The organism is Pseudoxanthomonas sp. SGNA-20 (assembly GCF_003931635.1).
GTDB lineage: Bacteria > Pseudomonadota > Gammaproteobacteria > Xanthomonadales > Xanthomonadaceae > Pseudoxanthomonas.
Genome location: NZ_RRYK01000003.1, coordinates 337,282 through 361,078 on the forward strand (window position 1 = coordinate 337,282; position 23,797 = coordinate 361,078).

Below are 23,797 nucleotides of genomic sequence, written 5' to 3' on the forward strand. Positions count from 1 at the left end.
GCCGGACTCAGCGGCCCAGCTCGAACACCACGTCCAGCGACACCGAGACGCTGCTCTCGCCCGGGGCCACCGGGGTGCTGTCGAACGCCTCGGCCTTCATCGCCCCCATCCGCGGCATCGGCACCGGCATGCCGGCGCCGCCCTCGCCGATGCTGACGATCCGGCGCACGCGCAGGCCCAGCGCCTTGGCATAGGTTTCCGCGCGCGCCTGGGCCAGCTTCAGTGCCTCGATCCGCGCCCGGTCGTACAGCGGCTCGGGCTTGTCGATGCCGAAGCTGGGGCCGTTGATCTGGTTGGCGCCGTTGGCCACCAGTGCGTCCAGCACCTTGCCGATCCTGGCCACGTCGCGCAGCTTCACGCCCACCGTGTTGCTGGCCTGGTAGCCGGTGATCACCGGTGCCTGGTTCTCCACGTAGCGGTACTGCGGGTGCAGGTTCACGCCGCTGGTCTGGATGTCGCGTTCGGCCACGCCGGCGGCCTTGAGCGCGGCCAGTACCCGGTTCATCTGCTCGGCGTTCTGGCGCATGGCGGCGTTGCCGTCGGCGGCCTGGGTGACCACGCCGGCGGACACGCTGGCGATGTTCGGGGCCTGGCTGGCCTGGGCCTGGGCCTGGACCGAGAGCAGGGTGGCGTCGGCCGGCAACGGCGGGACCGTCCCCTGCTGGGCCGCCGCCGGGGCGGCGATGGCCAGGGCCAGCGGGAGGGCGAGCAGGGAGGCGAAAAGGTTGCGCATGCGATGGGTCTCCTTGGATGGGGCCGCGCCGGCCGCGTGAAGAACGGCGGCAGGGTCGGGTTGTACGCATGAACGCGCGGTGAGCCGCTCCGGGGTCGCGGGGCGCCGGTGCCGATCGGACACCGTTCAGCGGGCAGGCGCGGGTTATCCTTTCCGAATGCTCTATCTGGCTTCCAAGTCCCCGCGCCGGGCCGAACTGCTCGAGCGCCTCGGCCTCTCCTACCGCCTGCTCGACGTCGACGTGCCCGAAGTGCGCACCCCCGGCGAGCCGGCGGCCGATTACGTGCGCCGCGTGGCCCGCGACAAGGCCGCCGCCGGCTGGGCCCTGGTATGCGCCGAGCCGGGCGCGCGGGTGCTGGGCGCCGATACCGAGGTGGTGCTGGACGGGGAGGTGTTCGGCAAGCCGGCCGACGCCGACGACGCGGCGGCCATGCTGCGGCGCCTGTCCGGCCGCACCCACCAGGTGCTGTCGGCGGTGGTGGTGCACGACGCCGCCGGTGCGCGCGAGGTGCTGTCGACCACCCAGGTGCGCTTCGCGGCGCTGGACGAGGCGGCCATCGCCGCCTACGTCGCCACCGGCGAGCCGCTGGGCAAGGCCGGGGCCTATGCCATCCAGGGCCGCGCCGAGGCCTTCGTCGAGCACCTGGCCGGCAGCCATTCCGGGGTGATGGGCCTGCCCCTGCACGAAACCGCGCGGCTGCTGGCCGCCGGCCCCGCAACCACGGCCGGCGCCCGCGCCGCGATGGCAGGATAGGAGCGCATGTCCGAGGAGATCCTGGTCAACGTCACGCCGCGCGAGACCCGGGTGGCCGTGGTCGAGAACGGCATGCTGCAGGAACTGCACATCGAGCGCGGCTGGCGCCGCGGCGTGGTCGGCAACATCTACAAGGGGCGGGTGCAGCGGGTGATGCCCGGCATGCAGGCGGCCTTCGTCGAGGTCGGCCTGGAGCGGGCCGCGTTCCTGCACGCCAACGACGTGGTGCGGCCGGCCCCGGTCGACGCCGGGGTGTCCGACGACGCCCCGCCGCAGTCGCTGGCGCCGCCGTCGATCGTGGAGCTGCTGCGCGATGGCCAGGAGATCGTGGTCCAGGTGGTCAAGGACCCGATCGGCACCAAGGGCGCGCGCCTGACCACCCAGATCAGCATCCCCAGCCGCTACCTGGTGCTGCTGCCGCAGTCGCGCACGGTGGGCGTGTCGGCGCGGATCGAGGACGAGGCCGAGCGCCAGCGCCTGAAGACCATTGTTTCCGACCTGGCCACCAGCCACGGCGGCCATGGCTACATCATCCGCACCAACGCCGAGGGCCAGCCGGCCGAGGCCTTGGCCGAGGACATCGCCTACCTGTCGCGGGTATGGAACGTGGTCGAGCGCCGCGGCCGCGAGGCCCCGGCCGGCTCGATCATCTACGAGGACCTGAGCCTGCCGCTGCGCTCGGTGCGCGACCTGATCCGCAAGGACGTGGAAAAGGTGCGGGTCGACTCGCGCGACACCTACGACCGGCTGCAGGCCTTCGTCGCCAAGTACATGCCGGTGCTGGCCCAGAAGCTGGAGCTGTATTCCGGCGACCGCCCGATCTTCGACCTGTACGGGGTCGAGGACGAGATCGGACGCGCCCTGGACAAGCAGGTGCCGCTGAAGTCCGGCGGCTACCTGGTCATCGACCAGACCGAGGCGATGACCACCATCGACGTCAACACCGGCTCGTTCCTCGGCCAGCGCAACCTCGAGGAGACGGTGTACCGCACCAACCTGGAGGCCGCGCAGGCGGTGGCCCGCCAGCTGCGCCTGCGCAACCTGGGCGGGATCATCATCATCGACTTCATCGACATGACCGACCCGGAGCACCGCCGCCAGGTGCTGCGCACGCTGGAGAAGTCGCTGGCGCGCGACCACGCCAAGACCACGGTGTACGACTTCTCGCCGCTGGGCCTGGTCGAGATGACCCGCAAGCGCACGGTCGAGAGCCTGGAGCGGCAGCTGTCGGAGACCTGCCCGCAGTGCGGCGGGCGCGGCACGGTGAAGACCGCCGAGACGGTGACCTACGAGATCTTCCGCGAGATCACCCGCGCCGTGCGCCAGTTCGAGGCCGCGCGCCTGCTGGTGATCGCCTCGCCCAAGGTGGTGGCGCGGATCACCGAGGAGGAATCGGCGGCGGTGGCCGAGCTGGAGGAATTCCTCGGCAAGAGCATCCGCTTCCAGGCGGACGAGCAGTACCTGCAGGAGCAGTTCGATGTGGTCCTGCTCTGAGGCGCGGACCCCAGGGACGATAACGGCCAGGACGGGCAGCGACGGGACGGGGGCGGCGCTGGCCGTTGCCGCGGCGCGCTTGCGCGCCCGCCGGACCCGCGGACGGTGACCACCGTGCTGTCGCGCCACCGCCTGCGCCGGGTGCGCCGCTGGGCCGGATACCTGGCGGCCGTGCTGCTGATCGCGGTGGCGCTGGCGGTCGGCACCACCAGCCAGCTGCTGCCGCTGGCCGAGCGCCATCCGGACAAGGTGGCGGCCTGGCTCAGCGAGAAGGCCGGCCGCCCGGTGCAGTTCGACCAGGTGCGCACGCGCTGGACCCGGCGCGGCCCGCTGCTGCAGCTGGATGGCCTGCGCATCGGCGGCGGCGCCGACGGCGGCGGCGTGCAGGTCGGCCAGGCCGAGGTGCTGGTCTCGCTGTACGCCGGCCTGCTCCCGGGCCGTTCCTTCACCGAGCTGCGCCTGCGTGGCCCGGCCCTGGCCCTGCGCCGCGAAGACGATGGCCGCTGGGCGATCCGCGGCCTGCCGCTGGCCGACGGCGCGCCCCAGGCCGATCCGCTGCAGTACCTGGAAGGGCTGGGCGAGCTGCAGGTGATTGGCGGCCGCCTCGACGTCGAGGCGCCGCAGCTGGGCCTGCAGCTGCGCATCCCGCGCATCGACCTGCGCCTGCGCGTCGACGGCGCGCGGGTCCGCGCCGGTGCCCGCGGCTGGATCGATCCGCAGGCCGAGCCGCTGGCCCTGGCCCTGGAGTTCGAGCGCAGCCGCGGCGATGGCCGCGCCTGGGCGCAGCTGGACGCGGCCGACCTGGCCGCCTGGGCGCCGTTGCTGGGCCAGGCCGGGATCACCCCGCAGGCCGGCAGCGGCAAGGTCCAGGCCTGGGCCGAACTGCGCGGCCGCCGCGTGGTGCTGGCGACCAGCCAGTTCGAGCTGCGCGGCGTGGAGCTGGCCGGAGCCCCGCTGGAAGGCCTCGGCCGTCCGCTGCAGCAGCTGGCCGGGCTGTCCGGACAGCTGACCTGGCGGCTGGTGGCCGGCGGCTGGCGCCTGGACGCGCCGCACCTGCACCTGGAGATGCCCGGCGGCGCGCAGCGGCTGGACGGGCTGGTGCTGGCCGGCGGCCAGCAGTACGCGCTGCGGGTGGACGAGGTCGAGCTGGGGCCGCTGCTGGCGCTGGCCGCGCTGTCCGACCGCCTGCCGCCGGAACGCCGCGCCTGGCTGCTGGAAGCGGCGCCGCATGCGCGCCTGGCCGCGCTGGAGCTGGCCGGCGAGCGCGGCGGCGCGCTGCGCCTGCAGGGCCGGCTGGAAGGCCTGGGCTTTGCCCCGGTCGGCCGCGCCCCCGGCCTGGAAGGCCTGTCCGGCAGCTTCGAGGGCGATGCCCAGGCCATCCACCTGGCGCTGGACCCCGCCACCCCGCTGCGCCTGGACTGGCCGGGCGGCTTCGGCGTGGCCCACGAGGTGCGCCTGGACGGCCACCTGCTGGCCTGGCGCGAAGGCCCGGGCTGGCAGGTCGCCACCCCGGACCTGGCGATCCGCGCCAGCGACTACGGCGCGCGCCTGCGCGGCGGCCTGCACTTCCAGGGCGATGGCACCCGGCCGTGGATGGACGTGGCCGCCGAACTGGACGATGCCGCGGTGCCGGCGGCCAAGAAGTTCTGGCTGCGCCAGTCGATGCCGCCGGCGGCGGTGCAGTGGCTGGACATGGCCCTGGAGGACGGCGTGGTGCGCGATGGCCGCGCGCTGGTGGCCGGCGACCTGGATGACTGGCCGTTCGTGCACGACAACGGCCTGTTCGACGCGCGCGGGCGGATCGAGGGCGGCCGTTTCCGCTTCCAGGCCGAATGGCCGGCGCTGGAATCGACCCAGGCCGAGGTTGCCTTTGTCGGCAACGGCTTCCAGGTGCGCGGCAGCGGCGAACTGGGCGGGGTGCCGGTGGAGCGCTTCGAGGCGGGGATCGCCGACTACGGCGACGCGCCGTTGCTGGTGCGCGCCAGCGCCCGCGCCGACGCCGGCCGCTTCGTCGAGCTGCTGCGCGCCAGCCCGCTGTACGAGGCCCAGGCCGAGACCCTGGACAACCTGCAGGCCTCCGGCCCGGCGCGGGCCAGCTTCGCGCTCAACCTGCCGCTGAAGCACGACCAGCCCGGGCGCCTGTCCGGCAGCGTCGAACTGGCCGGCACCCGGCTGGTGGAGAAGCGCTGGAACCTGGCCTTCGACGGCGTGCGCGGCGAGGTCCGCTACGACGGCAACGGCTTTACCGCCGGGGACCTTGCGGTCGCCTACGAAGGCCAGCCCGGGCGCCTGTCGCTGCGCGCCGGCCGCGGCCACGTGCAGGACCCGGCGCAGGCCTTCGAGGCCGAGCTGGCCGCGCCGATGGATGCCAGCCGCCTGCTGGCGCGCGCCCCGGAGCTGGACTGGATGCGCCCCTACGTGCACGGCCGCTCCGCCTGGATCCTGGGCCTGGCGGTGCCGGCCAATGCCCCGGCCGGCACCCCGGCGGCACGGTTGCGGCTGGATTCGGACCTGGCCGGAACCACCCTGGACTTCCCCGCGCCACTGGCCAAGCCGGCGCCGGCCACCCTGCCGACCCGGGTGCAGCTGGGCCTGCCGTTCGGCAGCGGCCCGATCGATCTGGCCTTCGGCCAGCGCCTGGCCCTGCGCGCGCGCCAGCACAATGGCGCCACCGGGGTGATGGTGACCCTGGGCAGCGCCGTGGTCGCCGGCGAGCCGCCGGCCAGCGGCATGGCCATCGGCGGCCACACCGCCGAGCTGGATGCGCTGGAATGGATTGGCCTGGCGCGCGGCGGTGGCGGCGACGGGCTGCCGCTGCGCCGGGTCGACGTGCTGGCCCAGCAGCTGTACCTGCTGGGCGGGCAGTTCGCGCAGACCCGGCTGCAGCTGGAACCGCGGGCCGGGATGCTGGCGGTGGAGGTGGACGGCCCGGCCCTGGCCGGCCACCTGCAGGTGCCGGATGCGGCGGGCGAGCCGGTGCAGGGCCGCTTCGCGCGGCTGCACTGGCAGCCGGTGGCGCGCGCGCAGGCGGAAGCGCCGGCCGCCGCGGCAGCGCAGACCACGCCCGCGGCCGACCCTGGTCCGACCGCCGCCGGGGCCGCCACGCCGGCTGCGGCGTCCGTGGCCGCTGCCGGCAACCCTGCCGCGGACCTGCCCGCGGCGCCGGAGCCAACGGCGCCGGAAAGCTTCGACCCGGCCGCGGTACCGCCGCTGGCGATCGAGGTCGAGGACCTGCGCTACCGCGGCGCGCGTCTGGGCCGCGCCAGCCTGCGCACCACACCGGTGGCCGACGGCATGCGCCTGGAGCGGCTGCAGCTGCGCGCCGACTGGCAGCAGGCCGACATCAGCGGCGAATGGACCGGCCGCGGCGCCGACGCACGCACCCGGCTGCAGGTGGACGTGCGCAGCGAGGACATGGGCCGGCTGGTCTCGGCCCTGGGCTATGCCGACTTCCTCGCCCGCGGCGAGGGCACCCTGCGCCTGCAGGCCGGCTGGCCCGGGCCGCCGGACGGTTTCAGCCTGGGCGCGCTGGAGGGCAACCTGCGCATCGACGTGCGCAATGGCCAGCTGCTGGAGGTCGAGCCCGGCGCCGGCCGCGTGCTGGGCCTGCTGAGCGTGGCCCAGCTGCCGCGGCGGCTGATGCTGGACTTCCGCGACTTCTTCTTCCGCGGCCTGGCGTTCAACCGCCTGGAAGGCCAGGTACAGGTGGGCGGCGGCCATGCCGCCACCCCGGACATGCTGATCGACGGCCCGGCCGCCGAGATCCGCATCCGCGGCCGCACCGACCTGGTGGCGCAGCAGTTCGACCAGACCATCGACGTCCAGCCCAAGTCCGGCAACCTGCTGACCGTGGTCGGCGCGGTCGCCGGCGGACCGATGGGCGCGGCGGTCGGCGCCGCGGCCAATGCCGTGCTGGGCCGGCCGCTGGGCGGCATCGCCGCGCGCACCTACCACGTCAGCGGGCCCTGGAAGGAGCCCCGGGTCGAGGTGGTGGAGCGCGAGCCGGCGGCGGGCGCGCCGGCCGGTGGCGCGCCGACGCCCCCCGAACCCGCCGCGCCAGGCACGGCGGGTCCCGACCTGGCCCGCTGAGCGCCGGCGCCAGGCCGGATCCGGCCGCCCCCGTCCGCGGCGGCCACCTGCCTGGGTGGCCGCCGGACATCGGCGGTGCAGGGCCCAGGTGTCATCATGCACACCCCCGGCTTGCCCTGGCCGGCGACCGTCCCCATCCAGCCACCATGACCGAATCCTCCCTGACCCTCGCCCAGTCCCGCCTGCTGCAGCCCGGCGGGCTGGATCCCGCCGCCCTCGACCGCGCCTTCGGCACCCTGCTGGGGCCGGGCATCGACTTCGGCGACCTGTACTTCCAGCACAGCCGCCGCGAGAGCTGGACGGTGGAGGACGGCATCGTCAAGGACGGTGCCCACTCGATCGAGCAGGGCGTTGGCGTGCGGGCGATCTCCGGCGAGAAGACCGGCTTCGCCTATTCGGACGACATCAACGCCGAGGCCCTGCGCCTGGCCGCCGGCTCGGCCCGGGCGATCGCCCGCGACGGCCGCGCCCACGCCCCGCGCCAGCTGGTGCGCAGCGGCGGCCACGCCCTGTACCCGGCGCTGGACCCGGTGGACGGCATGCGCAACGAGGACAAGGTCGAGCTGCTGCGCGCGCTGGACCGCCTGCTGCGCGCCGCCGACCCGCGCGTGCAGCAGGTCACCGCCAGCCTGTCCGGCGGCGTGGACACCGTGCTGGTGGCGCGCAGCGACGGCGTGCTGGCCGCGGACGTGCGCCCGCTGGTGCGGCTCAACGTGCAGGTGATCGTCGAGCACAATGGCCGCCGCGAGTCCGGCTACGCCGGCGGCGGCGGGCGCTATTCCTACGAGGAGCTGTTCGCCGGCGGGCGCCCCGAGCGGCTGGCGCGCGAGGCCCTGCGCCAGGCCCTGGTGAACCTGGAGGCGGTGGACGCCCCGGCCGGCACCATGCCGGTGGTGCTGGGCGCCGGCTGGCCGGGCGTGCTGCTGCACGAGGCGGTCGGCCACGGCCTGGAGGGCGACTTCAACCGCAAGGGCACCTCGACCTACGCCGGCCGCATCGGCCAGCGCGTGGCCGCCCCGGGCGTGACCATTGTCGACGACGGCACCCTGGAAGGCCGCCGCGGCTCGCTCAACATCGACGACGAGGGCGAGCCCACCCGCTGCACCACCCTGATCGAGGACGGCGTGCTGGTCGGCTACATGCAGGACAGCCTCAATGCCCGGCTGATGGGCATGGCCCCGACCGGCAACGGCCGCCGCGAGTCGTTCGCGCACCTGGTGATGCCGCGCATGACCAATACCTACATGCTCGCCGGCCGGCACGATCCGCAGGAAATGATCGCCTCGGTGAAGCGCGGCCTGTACGCGGTCAATTTCGGCGGCGGCCAGGTCGACATCACCAGCGGCAAGTACGTGTTCTCGGCGACCGAGGCCTACCTGATCGAGGACGGCAAGGTCACCGCGCCGGTCAAGGGCGCGACCCTGATCGGCAACGGCCCGGAGACCATGCAGAAGGTGCGCATGGTCGGCCACGACCTGGCCCTGGACGAGGGCGTGGGCATCTGTGGCAAGGACGGGCAGAGCGTGCCGGTCGGTGTCGGCCAGCCCTCGCTGCTGATCGACGGCCTGACCGTCGGCGGGACGCGGGCGTGATGGCCCGCGCGTGAGGCCGGCGATGCAGGACGCAGGCGCGTGGCGGCGCGGTCAGTCGTCCTGGCCGGGCTCGAAGCCGGCGTCGTCGAACTCGAGCTCGTCGTCGACGGAGGCCGCGGCGTCCGCGCCGTACCCGGCCGCCTCGCCGGCGGCCGCGCCCCCCAGCAGCGCCTTCAGTTCGCGGAACAGCTCGCGGAACGCGCGCGGCGGCTTGTTGCGCTTGCGCTCCTCCAGCGTGTTGCGCACCAGGGTGCGCAGGTGCTGGCGGTCGGCGTGCGGATGCTCGTCCAGCAGCTGGCCGAGGGCGGCGTCGCCTTCCTCCAGCAGCCGCTCGCGCCAGCCTTCCACCCGGTGCATCAGCGCCACCTCGCGGCGCGCGGCCACGCCGTCCTCGTCCAGCGCGTCGCGGATCGCGTCCAGCGCGGCCTCGTCCTCGCGCCGCATCTGCTTGGCCAGGAACGCCAGCTGGCGCTTGCGCGCGATGTGTGCGGTGATCTTCCGGGTCTGCTCGATGTGCGGCAGCAGGTCCTCGGGGATGGGCAGCTTCGACAGCTGGGTGGGGGTCAGGCCGGCCAGCTTCTCGGCCAGCTCCAGCACGCCCAGCGCTTCGCGGCGCTTCTGGCTGCGGCTGGGGGAAAGGTATTCGCCGGTTTCTTCGTCGCGTCCGCGCATGGGGTGGGGGCTCGTTCGGATGGGCGCGATTCTACCCGCATGGCTACCGGCGCCATGCATCGCCGGCGCCGGGTGCGGCCCGGCACACTATCGGATTGCCTGTTGAGGATGGGAACGTGAACGACATCGTGCGCAACGACGACAGCCAGCAGCGGCTGGACCGCCTGGCCGAGATCTCGCAGCGGCTGCTGGCCCGCGCCCGCGCGCTGGGCGCCAGCCAGGCCGAGGTCAGCTGCAGCGAGGAGCGCGGGCTCAACGTGTCCGTGCGCATGGGCGAGGTGGAGACGGTGGAGTCGTCCAACGACCGCGGCATCGCCGTGACCGTGTACTTCGGCAAGCGCAAGGGCAGTGCCAGCACCGCCGACCTGCACGAATCCAGCCTGGAGGCCACGGTCGAGCAGGCCTGCGCGATCGCCCGCCACACCGAGGACGACGAGGCCGCCGGCCTGGCCGACCCGGAGCTGATGGCGCGCGAATTCCCCGACCTGGACACCTGGCACCCGTGGCGGCTGGACGCGGACGAGGCGGTGGAACTGGCCCTGGCCTGCGAGGCCGCCGGGCGCGAGGCCGACCCGCGCGTGGCCAATTCCGATGGCGCCTCCTTCGGCAGCGGCGAGAGCCTGGCGGTGTACGCCAACAGCCACGGCTTCGTCGGCCGCGAGCGCGAGACCCAGCATTCGCTGGGCCTGGCCCTGATCGCCGGGCACGGCGAGGCGATGCAGCGCGACGGCTGGTACAGCATCGGCCTGGCGCGCCAGGACCTGGAAAGCCCGGCGGCGATCGGCCGCCGCGCCGCCGAGCGCGCGGTCTCGCGCCTGGATCCGCGCAGCGTGGCCACCGGCCAATACCCGGTGCTGTTCTCCGCCGAGGTCGCCCGCTCGCTGGTCGGCCACCTGCTGGGCGCGGTCTCCGGCGGCGCGCTGTACCGCAAGGCGAGCTTCCTGCTGGACAGCGTCGGCACCCGCCTGTTCCCGGAATGGCTGTCGATCCATGAGCGTCCGTTGCTGCCGCACGGCCTGCGCTCGGCCGCGTTCGACGCCGACGGCGTGGCCACCCGCGACAACCCGCTGGTGGTCGACGGCGTGCTCCGCCGCTACGTGCTGGGCAGCTACTCGGCGCGCAAGCTGGGCCTGCAGACCACCGGCAACGCAGGCGGCGTGCACAACCTGGAGGTCTCGGCCAACGCCGGCACCCTGCAGGACATGCTGCGCGGCATGGGCCGCGGCCTGCTGGTCACCGAGCTGATGGGGCAGGGCGTCAACCCGGTGACCGGCGACTATTCGCGCGGCGCGGCCGGGTTCTGGGTGGAGGACGGGCAGACCGCGTTCCCGGTGGACGAGCTGACCATCGCCGGCAACCTGCGGACGATGTTCGCCGCGGTCGAGGCAGTGGGCAGCGAGGTCGACCCGCGCTCGCACATCCGCACCGGCCCGATCCTGGTCGGGAAGATGACCGTGGCCGGCGGGGACTGAGCCGCGCGCGGCGCGGCGGGAGGATGGGCGCGGCCGGCCCGGATTGCTATCCTTCGGCCGCTTCACCCATTGCACCGTGCGGTGCCTTTCCGACTACTTACAGGGGAAAAACGAATGAACGACTACAACAGCACCGCGGTGAGCGCCGACGAGCGCCTGTGGGGCCTGTTCGCCCACCTGTCCACCTTCATCGGCCTGGTCATCCCGCTGGGCTCGCTGCTGGGTCCGCTGGTGGTGTGGCTGATCAAGAAGGACACCATGCCCTTCGTCAACGACCAGGGCAAGGAAGCGCTGAACTTCAACATCACCGTGCTGATCGCCGCGGTCGTCTCGGGCGTGCTGACCCTGGTGCTGATCGGCTTCCTGCTGCTGATGGTCGTGGCCCTGGGCTGGATCGTGCTGTCGATCATCGCCGCCATGGCCGCCAACCGCGGCGAGGCCTACCGCTATCCGTTCACCCTGCGCCTGGTGAAGTAAGCGCCGGCGCGCGAGCGCCAATGCAAAGGGCCCGGCAACGCCGGGCCCTTTGCTTTTTCCGGCCTGCGATGGCGCGGCCTTCAGTGGTTGCGGCGCACCGCCAGCTCGCCGAGCGCCTGCAGCAGGTCGCTGCCGCCGCCCAGCCCGGCCAGCGCGGCCTGCATCTGCAGCGCCAGCTGCTCCAGCTTGGCGCGCGCGCCGTCCACGCCCAGCAGGGCGGGGTAGGTGGACTTGGCCTGGGCCACGTCCTTGCCCGCGGTCTTGCCCAGGGTCTCGCTGCTGGCCTCGATGTCCAGCAAGTCGTCGCGCACCTGGAAGGCCAGGCCCAGCGCGTCGGCGTAGTGGTCCAGCTGCTGCAGGGTCGGCTCGTCGGCGCCGGCGCCCAGCGCGCCCATGCGCACCGCGGCGCGGATCAGCGCCCCGGTCTTGAGCGAATGCATGCGCTGCAGCGCCTCCAGCGGCAGCTGGCTGCCGGTGGCGTCGATGTCCAGGGCCTGGCCGCCGCACATGCCGCGCGCGCCGGAGGCGCGCGCCAGTGCCTGCATCCAGGCCGCGCGCAGCGCGGCCGGCGCCTGTGCCTCGGCCAGCGCCTCGAAGGCCAGGGTCTGCAGCGCGTCGCCGGCCAGGATCGCGGTGGCCTCGTCGAAGGCCACGTGCACGGTGGGACGGCCGCGGCGCAGGTCGTCGTCGTCCATCGCCGGCAGGTCGTCGTGCACCAGCGAATAGGCGTGGACCAGTTCCACCGCCGCGGCCGGGGCGTCCAGCAGTGTTTCGTCCGCGCCCAGCGCGGTGCCGGCGGCGTACACCAGCAGCGGACGCATGCGCTTGCCGCCGCCGAGGGTGGCGTGGCGCATGGCCGCGTGCAGGCGCCGCGGCTCGGCGGCATCGTCCGGGAGCAAGCGTTCGAGGGTGGCTTCGGTGCGCGCGGCCCAGCGCCTGAAAACCTCAGGCGCCATCGTCGGCGCCGAACGGCTGGGCGTCCTCGGGACGGTCGGGGTCGGAGAGCAGGCGCACGCGCAGCTCGGCCTGCTCCAGCGCGCCCTGGCAGCGGCGGTACAGGCCGACCCCGCGCTCGTAGGCGGCCAGCGAATCCTCAAGGCTCATTTCGCCCTGTTCCATCTTCTCGACCAGCTGCTCCAGCTCGTCCAGCGATTGCTCGAACCGGGCGACGGGGGAGGCGTCGAGGGCATCGTTCTTCGGCATGCGGCAAGTGTGCGCGGTGGGGCGGAAGGGGTCAACGCGGCGCGCGCGGCGGCTGCCAGCGCAGGACCAGGGCGTGCGCTTCCAGCCACTGCTCCAGCGGGGCGGCCAGGACGATGTCGGCGGCCGCCAGCACGCTGCCGCCGGCATCGCACAGCAGCGGCAGCTGAGTGCGCCGCCACGGCGGCACGCCACGTTCCTGCAGCAGGTGCTTGAGCGCGTGCGAATGCGCGCGGCCGCGCAGGCGGATGCGCTCGCCGCCGCGGCGCGCGCGCGCCAGCAACGGCGCCGCGAACGCGGCCTGCGCCGGCTGCCCGGTGGCATCGGCCAGCCACAGGCGGCCCCCGTCCGGCAGTTCCAGTGGCGCGCGGCCGTCCCACCCGGCCTGCCAGTGGGCGGGCAGCGGCGCGCGCTCCACATCGGCATGCAGCAGCCCGCGCCAGCGCAGCACGCGCGCGCCCGACCAGGCGAAGCGTGCCCCGGCGTCGGGCCGTGCCGGCAGCAGCTCGCGCTCGATCCGTTCCACCCCGCGCGCCGGCAGCGGCGGCAGGCCCAGGCCGCGGATCCACGCCCGCAGCAGGCGCGCGCGGCGCGCGGCGGGCAGGGCCTGCAGCGGTTCCACCGGCAGCACCTGGCCGTCGTCGCCGGCAAGCTGGTCCAGCAGGGCCGCGTCGTCGGCCCGGAGCAGGGCGTCGGCCTGGGCGCTCAGCGTGGCGCTGCGGGCCAGGGCCGCGGCCGCGTGCGGCCAGCGCCGGCGCAGCAGCGGCAACACTTCCAGGCGCAGGAAATTGCGCTCGGCCTCGGCCAGCGCATTGCTGGGGTCGTCGATCCAGCCCAGGCCGTGGGCGCGGGCATAGGCCTCCAGCGCCTGGCGCGGCAGCTGCAGCAGCGGCCGCCAGTGCCAGCCCCCGCCGAACCGGCGCAGCGGGCGCATCGCGCCCAGGCCCTCCGGACCGGAGGCGCGCAGGGCGCGCAGCAGGAAGGTCTCGGCCTGGTCGTCCTGGTGGTGGGCGGTGGCCAGCACGCCGCCGCGCGGCAGGGCCGCGGCCAGGGCGGCGTAGCGCGCCTCGCGCGCGGCCGCTTCCAGGCCCAGTCCGGCGTCCAGCGCCGGCGCCACCCGGCGCACCTCGCAGGGCACGCCCAGCGCCGCGGCCACCTCCAGGCAATGCGCGGCCCAGGCATCGGCCTGCGGTTGCAGGCCGTGGTGCACGTGCACGGCGCGCAGGCCACGGGCGCGGAGCGCCGGCTCCGCGGCCAGGCGGTGCAGCAGCACGGTGGAGTCCAGCCCGCCGCTGAAGCCCGCCAGCAGCGGGCCGTCGCATTCCGGCGGCAGGTCGGGCAGCGGCAGGCGGTCGGGCATGGCCGCTATCGTACGCGGCGGCCCGGGCCGGGCCGCCGCCGTGGCTCAGGCCGCCTCGTAGGCGCCGTAGCCGTGCAGGCGCTGGTAGCGGCGCTGCACCAGCTGCTCGAGCGGCAGCTTCTCCAGTTCGTCCAGCTGGTTGAGCAGCACCGCCTTCAGCCGGCGCGCCATCTGCCGCGGGTTGCGGTGGGCGCCGCCGGTGGGCTCGCGCACCACCTTGTCGACCAGGCCCAGGCTGTGCAGGCGGCGCGCGGTCAGGCCCAGCTGCTCGGCCGCATCCTTGGCCTTGGCCGCGTCCTTCCACAGGATCGAGGCGCAGCCTTCGGGCGAGATCACCGAGTAGGTGCTGTACTCGAGCATGATCGTGCAGTCGCCCACGCCGATGGCCAGGGCGCCGCCGGAGCCGCCTTCGCCGATCACGGTGCACACCACCGGGACCTTCAGTTCGGCCATCTCCAGCAGGTTGCGGGCGATGGCCTCGGACTGGCCGCGCTCCTCGGCGTCGATGCCCGGCCAGGCGCCGGGGGTGTCGATGAAGGTCAGCACCGGCAGGCCGAAGCGCTCGGCCAACTTCATCAGGCGCAGCGCCTTGCGGTAGCCCTCGGGCTTGGGCATGCCGAAGTTGCGGCGGATCTTCTCTTTGGTGTCGCGGCCCTTCTGGTGGCCGATCACGACCACCGCGCGGCCGTCGATCCGGGCCAGGCCGCCGACGATGGCCTTGTCGTCGGCGAAGGCGCGGTCGCCGGCCAGCTCCTGGAACTCGTCGCAGATGATCTGCACGTAGTCCAGGGTGTAGGGGCGCTGGGGGTGGCGGGCCATCTGCGAGACCTGCCACGGGGTCAGGTCGCGGAAGATCTGCGCGGTGCGGAGCCGGAGCTTGTCCTGCAGCGCCTTGACCTCGGCGTCGACGTTCACCGCCGGGCCGGTGCTGGCATTGCGCAGTTCCTGGATCTTGGCCTCCAGGTCCGCGATGGGCTGCTCGAAATCGAGGTAGTTCGGATTCATCCGTTGTCCGGCGTGCCGGGTAGTACAGGAAGGCGGGGAGTGTAGCCGAACACACGTGATTGGACCGGACCGTACGGTATGGGGCTCAGGCCGCCTGTGGCATCCGCGCCACCGCCTTGATCTCGAAACGGAAGCCGTACAGCCACTCCACGCCGATGCCGGTGAGGGCCGGATAGGGCGGCCCGCCCCAGTACTCGGCGGCGACCTGCCAGGCGCGCTCGAAGTCGCGCTCGGCGTCGACCATGAACACGGTCACGTCGACCACGTCCTCGAAGCTGCAGCCGGCCGCGGCCAGCACCGCCTCCAGGTTGGCGAAGGCGCGTCGCACCTGCCGTTCCAGGTCCGGCTCCGGCGAGCCGTCCTCGCGGCTGCCCACCTGCCCGGACACGAACAGCAGGTCGCCGGCGCGTACCGCCGCCGAGTAGCGGTTGCGTGTGTACAGGTCCTGCCGTCCTTCGGGGAATACCGCCACGCGGGTTGCCATCGTCGTTGCTCCATCGGTGGCCGTCCGGGATGGATGGCCCGCGGTCACTGTAGGAAGCCGGCCCCGGCGGATATACCGCGCAGCCCCGGCCAGACTGTTTGTAAAATCCAAACAATCCACGCCACCTGACGGGCCCATGGACCGTTTCGACGCGATGCAGGCCTTCGTCCGGGTTGCCGAAACCGGCAGCTTCACCCGCGCGGCGACCGACCTGGGCCTGGCCCGGGCCACCGTGACCCAGCTGGTGCAGCAGCTGGAGGCACGGCTGCGGGTGCGGCTGCTGGACCGCACCACCCGGCGGGTGACCCTGACCGCCGACGGCAGCGCCTTCCTCGAGCGCGCGCTGCGCCTGCTCGCCGACCTGGACGACGCCGAGACCGGACTGCCGGGCCAGGCCGCCGCCGCCCGCGGACGCCTGCGGGTGGACATGCCGAGCCCGCTGGCGCGGCTGGTGGTGGTGCCGGCGCTGCCGGCGTTCCACGCGCGCCATCCGGAGATAGAGCTGGTGCTGGGTGCCAGCGACCGCGTGGTGGACCTGATGGGCGCCAATGTCGACTGCGTGGTCCGTGGTGGCGAGCTGGCCGACGGCTCGCTGGTGGCACGCCGCCTGGCGCGGCTGGCGCTGGGCGTGTACGCCGCTCCGGCCTATCTGGAAAGGCATGGCACCCCGGCGCATCCGGGCGAGCTGGAAGGCGCCGCGCACCGTAGCGTGGGCTTCCTGTGGGCCAGCAGCGGCCGCCCGCTGCAGCCGGTCCTGCGCCGCGGCACCGAGCAGGTGCAGGTGCGCGCCCGGCCGCGGCTGGCCGTGGACGACGGGAATGCCTACCAGGCCGCGGTCCTGGCCGGGCTGGGCGTGGCCTGGATGCCGCGCTACATGGCCGACGCGCATGTGGCGCGCGGCGAGCTGGTGGAGCTGTTCGCGGACTGGCGGCTGGCGCCGATGCCGCTGTCGTTGGCCTGGCGTCCGCGACCGCAGGTCGGGGCGCGCCTGCGTGCCTTCATCGACTGGATGGTGGAACTGATGGCGCCGTACGACGCCGGCTGAGGCTCAGTTGACCCAGGGCCGGCCGATGGCGACCTTGACCGCGCGCACCACCGGCAGGCCGCGCAGCGCGTCCAGCAGCGGCGGCGCCACCCGCACCGAGTTGCCACCGTTGAGGTCGAGCACGCCGGTGGCGCCCTGGCCCTTGCCGCCGACCTGCACGTGCAGGCGCAGCGGGGTGGGGCCGGGGCGGTGGCGGGCCAGCACCTCGTCGACCCGGTTCCAGGCGCGCGGGTCGCGCAGGTCCAGGCGCAGGGCCAGGCGCTGGGCGTGGTTGGCGCACAGCTGCTCGAAGTCCCAGGCCTGCTTCAGGCGCAGGCTCCAGCCGCCGTTGAACTCGTCCTCGCGCAGGCCGCCCTGCACGACCAGCACGCGGTCGCGCACCAGCAGGCTGGCCATCTCCGCGGCGGCCTCGGCGAACACGCCGCACTCCAGCCGGCCGCGGCCGTCCTCCAGCTGCACGAACACCTGGCTGTCGCCCTTGCGGCGCAGGCCCACGACCATGCCGGCCACCACCACCTGCACCTCCGGGCGCCAGCTGCGCTTCTCGTTGGCGCCGCTGGTGCCGGCGGCCCACAGCTTGTCCAGGTCGCCCAGGTCGTTGCCGACCAGGGCGCGCACGTCCTCGCGGTAGGGGTCGAACGGGTGGCCGCTGAGGTAGTGGCCGAGGGTCTCGCGTTCGCCGTCCAGCTTCTGCCGCAGCGGCCACTCGGCGCATTCGGGCAGGTCCAGCTGCAGCGCCGGGCCGGCGTCGGCCGAGGGCATGCCGAACAGCGAGGTCTGGCCGGCGGCGGCTTCCCTGGCCATCTGGTCGGTGGCCTTGAGCACTTCCGGCAGCTGCAGCATCAGGGTGGCGCGGTTGCGGCCCAGTGCGTCCAGCGCGCCGGCGTTGATCATCGCCTCCAGCGCGCGGCGGTTGAGCTTGGTCGAGTCCACCCGGCGGCAGAAGTCGAGCAGGTCGCGGTACTCGCCGCCCGCCTCGCGCTCGGCCACGATCGCCTCGCACAGGCCGCGGCCCACGCCCTTGATCGCGCCCAGGCCGTAGCGGATGGTGTCGGCGCTCACCGCCTCGAACATGTACGGCGAGTCGTTGACCGTCGGCGGCAGGATGGTCAGGCCGAGGTTGCGCGCCTCGGCCAGGAAGCCGACCACCTTGTCGGTGTTGTCCATGTCCGAGGACATGGTCGCGGCCATGAACTCGGCCGGGTAGTGCCGCTTGAGCCAGGCGGTCTGGTAGGAGACCAGCGCGTACGCGGCGGCGTGCGACTTGTTGAAGCCATAGCCGGCGAACTTCTCCATCAGGTCGAAGATCTCGTCGGCCTTCTTCTCGTCGACGCCGCCCTTGGCCGCACCCTCGCGGAACATCTCGCGGTGCTTGGCCATCTCCGCCGGGATCTTCTTGCCCATCGCGCGGCGCAGCAGGTCGGCGCCGCCGAGCGAGTAGCCGCCGACGATCTGCGCCATCTGCATGACCTGCTCCTGGTACACCATGATGCCGTAGGTGTCCTTGAGGATGGCCTCGGTGCGCGGGTCGGGGTAGACGATCTCCTGCTGGCCGTGCTTGCGCGCGTTGAAGTCCGGGATCAGGTCCATCGGGCCCGGGCGGTACAGCGACACCAGCGCGATCAGGTCCTCGAAGCGGTCCGGGCGCGCGTCCTTCAGCAGGCGGCGCATGCCCGAGGATTCGAACTGGAACACCGCGCCGGTGTTGCCGCTGGCGAAGATGTCCTTGTAGGTGGCCTCGTCGTCCAGCGGCAGCGCGGCGATGTCCAGCGGCGGGATGCCGGCGCGCTCGTGGCGGCGGTTGATGGCCTTCACCGCCCAGTCGATGATCGTCAGCGTGCGCAGGCCCAGGAAGTCGAACTTCACCAGGCCCACTTCCTCCACGTCGTTCTTGTCGAACTGGGTGACCGGGTTCTTGCCCAGGCCGTCGTGGTCGTGTTCGGCGAACAGCGGGCAGAAGGTGTACAGCGGGGCTGGCGCGATCACCACGCCGCCGGCGTGCTTGCCGGCGTTGCGGGTCAGGTCCTCCAGCTGGCGCGCCAGGTCGATCAGGTCGCGCACTTCCTCCTCGGACTGGTAGCGCTGGATCAGCTCGGGCGAGGCCATTTCCTCGTCCTTGCCTTCGCCCATCGCGTCCTTGAGGGAGATGCCCAGGATGTTGGGGATCAGCTTGGCCACGCCGTCGACGAAGCCGTACGGGAAGCCCAGCACGCGGCCGGCGTCGCGCACCACGGCCTTGGCCGCCATGGTGCCGTAGGTGATGATCTGGCTGACCCGCTCGCGCCCGTACTTGCGGGCGACGTAGTCGATCACCTCGTCGCGCCGGTCCATGCAGAAGTCGATGTCGAAGTCGGGCATCGACACGCGTTCCGGGTTGAGGAAGCGCTCGAACAGCAGGTTGTAGGGCAGCGGATCGAGGTCGGTGATCTTCAGCGCCCAGGCCACCAGCGAGCCGGCGCCCGAACCACGCCCCGGGCCGATCGGGATGCCCTGGTTCTTGCCCCACTGGATGAAGTCGGCAACGATCAGGAAGTAGCCGGGGAACCCCATCTTGATGATGGTGTCCAGCTCGAAGTCCAGCCGCTTGAAGTAGTCCTCGCGGGTCTTGCCCGGCGCCAGCGGGTTCTTCGCCAGACGCTCCTCCAGGCCTTCGTAGGCCTGCTTGCGGATCCAGCTGTCCAGGGTCTCGTCGTCCGGCACCGGGTAGGCCGGCAGCGCGTACTTGCCCAGGGTCAGTTCGAGGTTGCAGCGCCGCGCCAGCTCCACGGTGTTGCTGATCGCGTCGGGGATGTCGGCGAACAGCGCCGCCATCTCCTCCGGCGACTTCAGGTACTGCTCGGGGCTGTACTCGCGCGGGCGCTTGGGATCGTCCAGCACCCGGCCCGAAGCAATGCACACGCGCGCCTCGTGCGCGTCGAAGCCGGCGCGGTCGAGGAAGCGCACGTCGTTGGACGCCACCACCGGGATGCCGCGCTCGGCCGCCGCGTGCAGGGCGAAGCTGTTGAACGCTTCCTCGCCGTCACGCCGCGTCCGGGTCAGCTCCAGGCACAGGTTGCCGTCGAAGTCGCGCTGCCAGTCGGCCAGCTGCTGCTGGGCCAGGTCGTGGCGGTTCTCCAGCGCCAGGCGGCCGGCCAGGCTCTCGCGCCCGGCCAGCAGGATCAGGCCGCTGCCGCACTCGCGCACCCATTCCGGGCGCACGGCAACGCCGCCCTCGGGGCGGTGGCCTTCCATCCAGGCCCTGGTGAGCAGCTTGGACAGGTTGAGGTAGCCGCCGTGGTCGCGCACCAGCGCGGTCAGCCGCCACGGCGCCTCGCCGGGGGCACTGGCCACCATCAGGTCGGCGCCGGCCACCGGCTTGATCCCGACCGCCTCGCAGGCCTTGTAGAACTTGATCAGGGCGAACAGGTTGTTGAGGTCGGTGACGGCCAGGGCGGGCAGCCCCAGTTCCACCGCGCGGCTCAGCAGGTTCGCCCGCTTGGCCTTGGCCGGGTCCGCCTGGTCCGGTTTCTCGGGCACGCGGATGATCGAGTCCGCAAGCGAGTACTCGGTGTGGACGTGGAGGTGGACGAAGCCGGACATGCGGCGGTCAGGGTACCGGTGGGCAGGGGGGGCAACAAGGCTTGACGCCGGGCCCGCGGCGCGGACCGCAGGTGCGGCGGGCCCCGGCGGGGGGCAGACCGGACGGGCGGGATCGGCGATCATCGCCGCCTCCGATCCATGGAATGGAGTCCCGCGTGACCGCAACCGACCTGCGTCCACTCGCACCCGGCGAGCGCAACCCGACCCTCGATGCACTGCGTGGCACCGCGCTGCTGGGCATCCTGCTGATGAACATGGAGGGTTTCAACGGCCCGGTGCTGGCATCCGGCAGCGGCCTGGACCCGAGCCTGGCCGGCGCCGACCGGGTGGTGGACGCGCTGGTCTATTTCTTCGTGCAGGGCAAGTTCTTCACCCTGTTCTCGCTGCTGTTCGGCATGGGCTTCATGGTCATGTCGCAGCGCGCCGAGGAGGCCGGGCGTGGGTTCGCCGGCATGTACCTGCGGCGCATGGGGGTGCTGCTGTGCATCGGCCTGGCCCACGGCGTGCTGGTCTGGTCCGGCGACATCCTGCTGGCCTACGCCCTGCTGGGCATGCCGCTGCTGCTGGTGCGCAACGCCCCGCCGCTGTGGCTGGCGCTGCCGGGCGTGCTGCTGTTCCTGGCCGGCCCGGGCATGGTGCTGCTGTATGCGCTGGCCCTGGCCGTCTCCGGCCCGGCCATGCAGGCCGCCATCGACAAGCAGATGGCGCCGATGGTGGAGCTGGTCGCCCGCGCCAGCGAGGTCTACGCCCACGGCAGCTGGGGCGAGGCGGTGGCGGTGCGCGCCACGGAGGTGGCGGTCAACCTGTCCGGCCTGCCCATCATCGGTGGGCTGGTGCTGGGCATGTTCCTGGTCGGCGCGGCGCTCGCGCGCAGCGGCGCGCTGGCCGCCCCGGAGCGCTTCCCGCGGCTGTTCGCCCTGCTGCGTTGGGGGCTGATGCCGCTGGGCGTGGCGGTCATGGCGGGGTCGATGGCGATCACCCCCGGGGCGAGCTTCGGCCAGTTCAACGCGCGCATCGGCCTGGCCCAGGCCCTGGGCCTGCTGGCTGGCGGACTGATGTGCATGGGCTACGTGGGCTGGCTGGTGGCCCTGTTCCGCAGCCGCGCCGGCGCCGGCCTCGCGCGCTGGCTGGCCCCGGCCGGGCGCATGGCGCTGACCAACTACCTGCTGCAGTCGGTGGTCTGCACCCTGGTGTTCTACAACTACGGCCTGGGCTACTTCGGGCAGATGCCCCGCGCCTGGCAGGCGGTGTTCGCGCTGGTGCTGTTCGTGCTGCAGGTGCTCCTCAGCCACGTCTGGCTGGCGCGCTTCCGCTTCGGACCGATGGAGTGGCTGTGGCGCTCGGCCACCTACCTGCGCGCGCAGCCGATGCGCCTGCGCGCGCAGCCCGCGGCCGGCCACGCCTGACGACCGTCCCGTCCTCCGCCGTCGTCCCGGCCCGGGGCCGGGACGCGGCGGCATTGCTTCCGCGCGCACGCGCCTGCCGCTAACCTCGCGCCACTCACCAGGAGCGGGTCATGGACAAGGTCGCGGCCGCGGGCCGGCGCAAGGGCAGGATCGTCCAACGCGGCGCGGCCGCACGCTGGCTGCTGGCCGCATGCATGGCACTGGCGGCCACCGCCGCCGCCGGCACGCCCGACCCCGCGGCGCCGGTCGCCGCGCCCGGCACCTCCTGCCCGCAGCGCGATGGCGACACCTCGCGCCCGCGCGTGGGCCTGGCCCTGGGCGGCGGCGGCGCGCGCGGCGTGGCCCACCTGGGCGTGCTGCGCAAGCTGGAGGAACTGGGCGTGCCGGTGGACTGCATCGCCGGCACCAGCATGGGCTCGCTGGTCGGCGGCCTGTACGCGGCCGGGGTGCCGCTGGAGGAGATGGAACAGCTGGTCCTTGAAGCGGACTGGAAGCAGCTGTTCGACGACTCCATCCCGCGCCGCGAGCGCAGCTACCGGCGCAAGCAGGACGACCGCGAAGGCCTGGCCACCCTGGGCCTGGGCGTGGGCGCGCGCGGGGTGCGGCTGGCGCCGGGGGTGCTGCAGGGCGAGCGCATCCTCTCCCTGTTCCAGCGCAAGACCCTGCACGTGGCCGCGGTGCGCGACTTCAACCGGCTGCCGATCCCGTTCCGCGCGGTGGCCACCGACCTCAACACCGGGCAGCCGGTGGAACTGGGCGCCGGCAGCCTGGCCCAGGCCATGCGCGCCTCGATGTCGCTGCCGGGCATCTTCCAGCCGGTGCGGATCGATGGCCGTGTGCTGATCGACGGCGGCATCGCCGAGCAGGTGCCGATCGACACCGTGCGGCGCATGGGTGCCGACGTGGTGGTGGCGGTGGACGTGGGCACCCCGCTGATGGAGCTGGACAGCGATGCCAGCGTGCTGCAGGTGGTCTCCCAGCTGACCGGCATGCTGACCGTGGGCAATACCCGCGACTCGACCTCGCGCCTGCGCGAGGGCGACGTGCTGGTGGTGCCCGGGCTGGGCGAGGACGTGGCCACCGGCGACTTCGCCAAGGCCGCCGAGGCCCTGCGCATCGGCCGCGAGGCCGCCGAGGCGGCGGCCGCGCAGCTGGCCGCGCTGCCGCGCTGGCAGGCCGCGCCGCCGGCAGTGCCGGAGGCCGAGGCACCGGCGCGGATCGACTACGTGCGCCTGGAGAACGGCAGCCGCTACGACGACCAGGTGCTGGCGGCGATCCTCGACATCCCCACCGGCCAGGCGCTGGACGCCGACCACCTCGAGCGCGCGACCCTGCGCGCCTACAACGAGGGCACCTTCGCCAGCGTCACCTACGAGGTCGAGCGCAATGCCGACGGCCTCACCGGGGTGGTGGTGCGCGCGCGGGAGAAGCCGCAGGGCCCGAACTACCTGCAGGCCGGCTTCCGCACCGTCACCGACTTCAGCGGCACCAACGAGACCAGCCTGCGCCTGGCCGTGCTGCGCTCGCCGGCCACCGCCTACGGCGCCGAGGCGCGCGCCCTGGTGGGGGTGGGCAGCGACCCGGAACTGCAGGGCGAGTACTACCACCCGTTCGACCCGCAGGCGCGCTGGTACCTGTACGGCCGCGCCGGCGCGCGCCGGACCACGGTGCCGGTGTTCGAGCGCGGCAACCGCCTGGCCAGCTACGAGGCCAAGGTCGCCAGCGCCCTGCTGAGCCTGGGCCGCACCTTCGGCCGCTACGGCGCCGCCGAGGTGGGCGTGGAGCGCAGCGTCGGCGAGGCGCAGGTGGAAGTGGGCGACCCGGCGCTGCCGGACGTGGACGTGGATGCCGGCAGCTGGTACGCGCAGCTGGCGGTGGACCGCCTGGACAGCCTCTACTTCCCGCGCGAGGGCCACTGGTCGCGCCTGACCTACCGCCGCAGCGCCGGCTGGCTGGGCGGCGACGCCCGCTTCCAGGAGGCCGGGCTGGACGTGCTGGCGGCGATGCCGTTCGGCCGCCACGCGGTGCAGGGTTCGCTGGCGTACCACGCCACCCTGTCCGGCGAACTGCCGCTGCACCTGCGCCACCGCCTGGGCGGACGCGGGCGCCTGGCCGGCTTCCACTACAACGAGCTGGCCGGCGAACACTATGCGGTGCTGATGGCCGGCTACAGCTACCAGCTGGCCTCGTTCTTCCGCCGCTCGGCGGTGGCCGGGGCCACGCTGGAGTACGGCAACGCCTGGGAACGCCGCGGCGACATGCGCCTGGGCGACGGCATCTGGAACGGCAGCCTGTACCTGGGCTTCGACTCGGCGATGGGGCCGATGCTGTTCGGCTACGGCCGCCGCGAGGGCGGCGAGGCGGTGCTGTTCCTGGAGATCGGCAAGCCGTTCTAGCGGCGGTTGCGGCGGCAACGACGCGCCGCAGGCGCGGCG

Annotated in this window: 17 protein-coding genes; 9 read left to right on the forward strand and 8 right to left on the reverse strand. The window is 73.5% G+C overall.

Annotated elements, in window-relative coordinates; genetic code table 11:
- Positions 1-7: 7 nt before the first annotated feature.
- Positions 8-733, reverse strand: a complete 726-nt coding sequence (locus EIM48_RS08600; protein WP_125111461.1) for an SIMPL domain-containing protein — start codon at positions 731-733, stop codon at positions 8-10.
- A 157-nt stretch (positions 734-890) separates the two neighbouring features.
- Between EIM48_RS08600 and EIM48_RS08605 the strand changes: the two genes are divergently transcribed.
- The 4 genes from EIM48_RS08605 to tldD all read left to right on the forward strand — a co-directional run bounded on the left by EIM48_RS08605 (position 891) and on the right by tldD (position 8,662).
- On the forward strand, positions 891-1,487 hold the full coding sequence (locus EIM48_RS08605; protein ID WP_019399789.1) for a Maf family nucleotide pyrophosphatase: 597 nt from the start codon (positions 891-893) through the stop codon (positions 1,485-1,487).
- 6 nt (positions 1,488-1,493) lie between these two features.
- The gene (gene rng, locus EIM48_RS08610; RefSeq protein ID WP_125111462.1) at positions 1,494-2,981 is read left to right on the forward strand and encodes a ribonuclease G; all 1,488 of its coding nucleotides are present in this window, start codon (positions 1,494-1,496) and stop codon (positions 2,979-2,981) included.
- A gap of 105 nt (positions 2,982-3,086) precedes the next feature.
- Positions 3,087-7,070, forward strand: a complete 3,984-nt coding sequence (locus EIM48_RS08615) for a YhdP family protein (protein ID WP_125111463.1) — start codon at positions 3,087-3,089, stop codon at positions 7,068-7,070.
- A 146-nt stretch (positions 7,071-7,216) separates the two neighbouring features.
- Positions 7,217-8,662, forward strand: coding sequence for a metalloprotease TldD (gene tldD / locus EIM48_RS08620; protein WP_019397501.1), 1,446 nt, complete (start codon positions 7,217-7,219; stop codon positions 8,660-8,662).
- A gap of 51 nt (positions 8,663-8,713) precedes the next feature.
- Here tldD and yjgA read toward each other — a convergent pair whose 3' ends face one another.
- A complete protein-coding gene (yjgA, locus tag EIM48_RS08625; protein WP_125111464.1) occupies positions 8,714-9,334 on the reverse strand; it encodes a ribosome biogenesis factor YjgA in 621 nt (206 codons plus the stop codon).
- Between the two features lie 116 nt (positions 9,335-9,450).
- Between yjgA and pmbA the strand changes: the two genes are divergently transcribed.
- Both pmbA and EIM48_RS08635 read left to right on the forward strand, forming a co-directional pair.
- Positions 9,451-10,806, forward strand: coding sequence for a metalloprotease PmbA (gene pmbA / locus EIM48_RS08630; protein WP_125111465.1), 1,356 nt, complete (start codon positions 9,451-9,453; stop codon positions 10,804-10,806).
- Between the two features lie 114 nt (positions 10,807-10,920).
- The gene (locus EIM48_RS08635; RefSeq protein WP_019397498.1) at positions 10,921-11,283 is read left to right on the forward strand and encodes a DUF4870 domain-containing protein; all 363 of its coding nucleotides are present in this window, start codon (positions 10,921-10,923) and stop codon (positions 11,281-11,283) included.
- A gap of 80 nt (positions 11,284-11,363) precedes the next feature.
- Here EIM48_RS08635 and EIM48_RS08640 read toward each other — a convergent pair whose 3' ends face one another.
- The 5 genes from EIM48_RS08640 to EIM48_RS08660 all read right to left on the reverse strand — a co-directional run bounded on the left by EIM48_RS08640 (position 11,364) and on the right by EIM48_RS08660 (position 15,332).
- Entirely contained in the window at positions 11,364-12,239 is an 876-nt protein-coding gene (locus tag EIM48_RS08640) for a farnesyl diphosphate synthase (RefSeq protein WP_125111466.1), read from the reverse strand.
- A complete protein-coding gene (locus EIM48_RS08645) occupies positions 12,229-12,486 on the reverse strand; it encodes an exodeoxyribonuclease VII small subunit (protein WP_019397496.1) in 258 nt (85 codons plus the stop codon). The genes EIM48_RS08640 and EIM48_RS08645 overlap by 11 nt, the downstream gene beginning before the upstream one ends.
- A 31-nt stretch (positions 12,487-12,517) precedes the next feature.
- A complete protein-coding gene (gene tilS, locus EIM48_RS08650) occupies positions 12,518-13,843 on the reverse strand; it encodes a tRNA lysidine(34) synthetase TilS (RefSeq protein ID WP_028915568.1) in 1,326 nt (441 codons plus the stop codon).
- A gap of 45 nt (positions 13,844-13,888) precedes the next feature.
- Positions 13,889-14,848: an acetyl-CoA carboxylase carboxyltransferase subunit alpha gene (locus tag EIM48_RS08655; protein WP_028915569.1), complete on the reverse strand. Its 960-nt coding sequence runs from the start codon at positions 14,846-14,848 to the stop codon at positions 13,889-13,891.
- An 85-nt stretch (positions 14,849-14,933) separates the two neighbouring features.
- Entirely contained in the window at positions 14,934-15,332 is a 399-nt protein-coding gene (locus EIM48_RS08660) for a RidA family protein (RefSeq protein ID WP_019397773.1), read from the reverse strand.
- A 136-nt stretch (positions 15,333-15,468) separates the two neighbouring features.
- On the opposite strand from EIM48_RS08660, the gene EIM48_RS08665 reads away from it, so the two are divergent.
- Positions 15,469-16,377 carry a LysR family transcriptional regulator gene (locus EIM48_RS08665; RefSeq protein ID WP_013535876.1) on the forward strand — a complete coding sequence of 303 codons (909 nt, stop codon included), beginning with the start codon at positions 15,469-15,471 and terminating at the stop codon, positions 16,375-16,377.
- A 3-nt stretch (positions 16,378-16,380) separates the two neighbouring features.
- Here EIM48_RS08665 and dnaE read toward each other — a convergent pair whose 3' ends face one another.
- Positions 16,381-19,956, reverse strand: coding sequence for a DNA polymerase III subunit alpha (gene dnaE, locus EIM48_RS08670; protein ID WP_125111467.1), 3,576 nt, complete (start codon positions 19,954-19,956; stop codon positions 16,381-16,383).
- 155 nt (positions 19,957-20,111) lie between these two features.
- Here dnaE and EIM48_RS08675 point away from each other — a divergent pair, with 155 nt between their 5' ends.
- Together EIM48_RS08675 and EIM48_RS08680 are read left to right on the forward strand one after the other, a co-directional pair.
- Positions 20,112-21,362, forward strand: a complete 1,251-nt coding sequence (locus EIM48_RS08675; RefSeq protein WP_026010338.1) for a DUF418 domain-containing protein — start codon at positions 20,112-20,114, stop codon at positions 21,360-21,362.
- A 110-nt stretch (positions 21,363-21,472) separates the two neighbouring features.
- Complete coding sequence (locus EIM48_RS08680; protein WP_125077261.1) at positions 21,473-23,758, forward strand: patatin-like phospholipase family protein; 2,286 nt, start codon at positions 21,473-21,475, stop codon at positions 23,756-23,758.
- Positions 23,759-23,797: the final 39 nt, after the last annotated feature.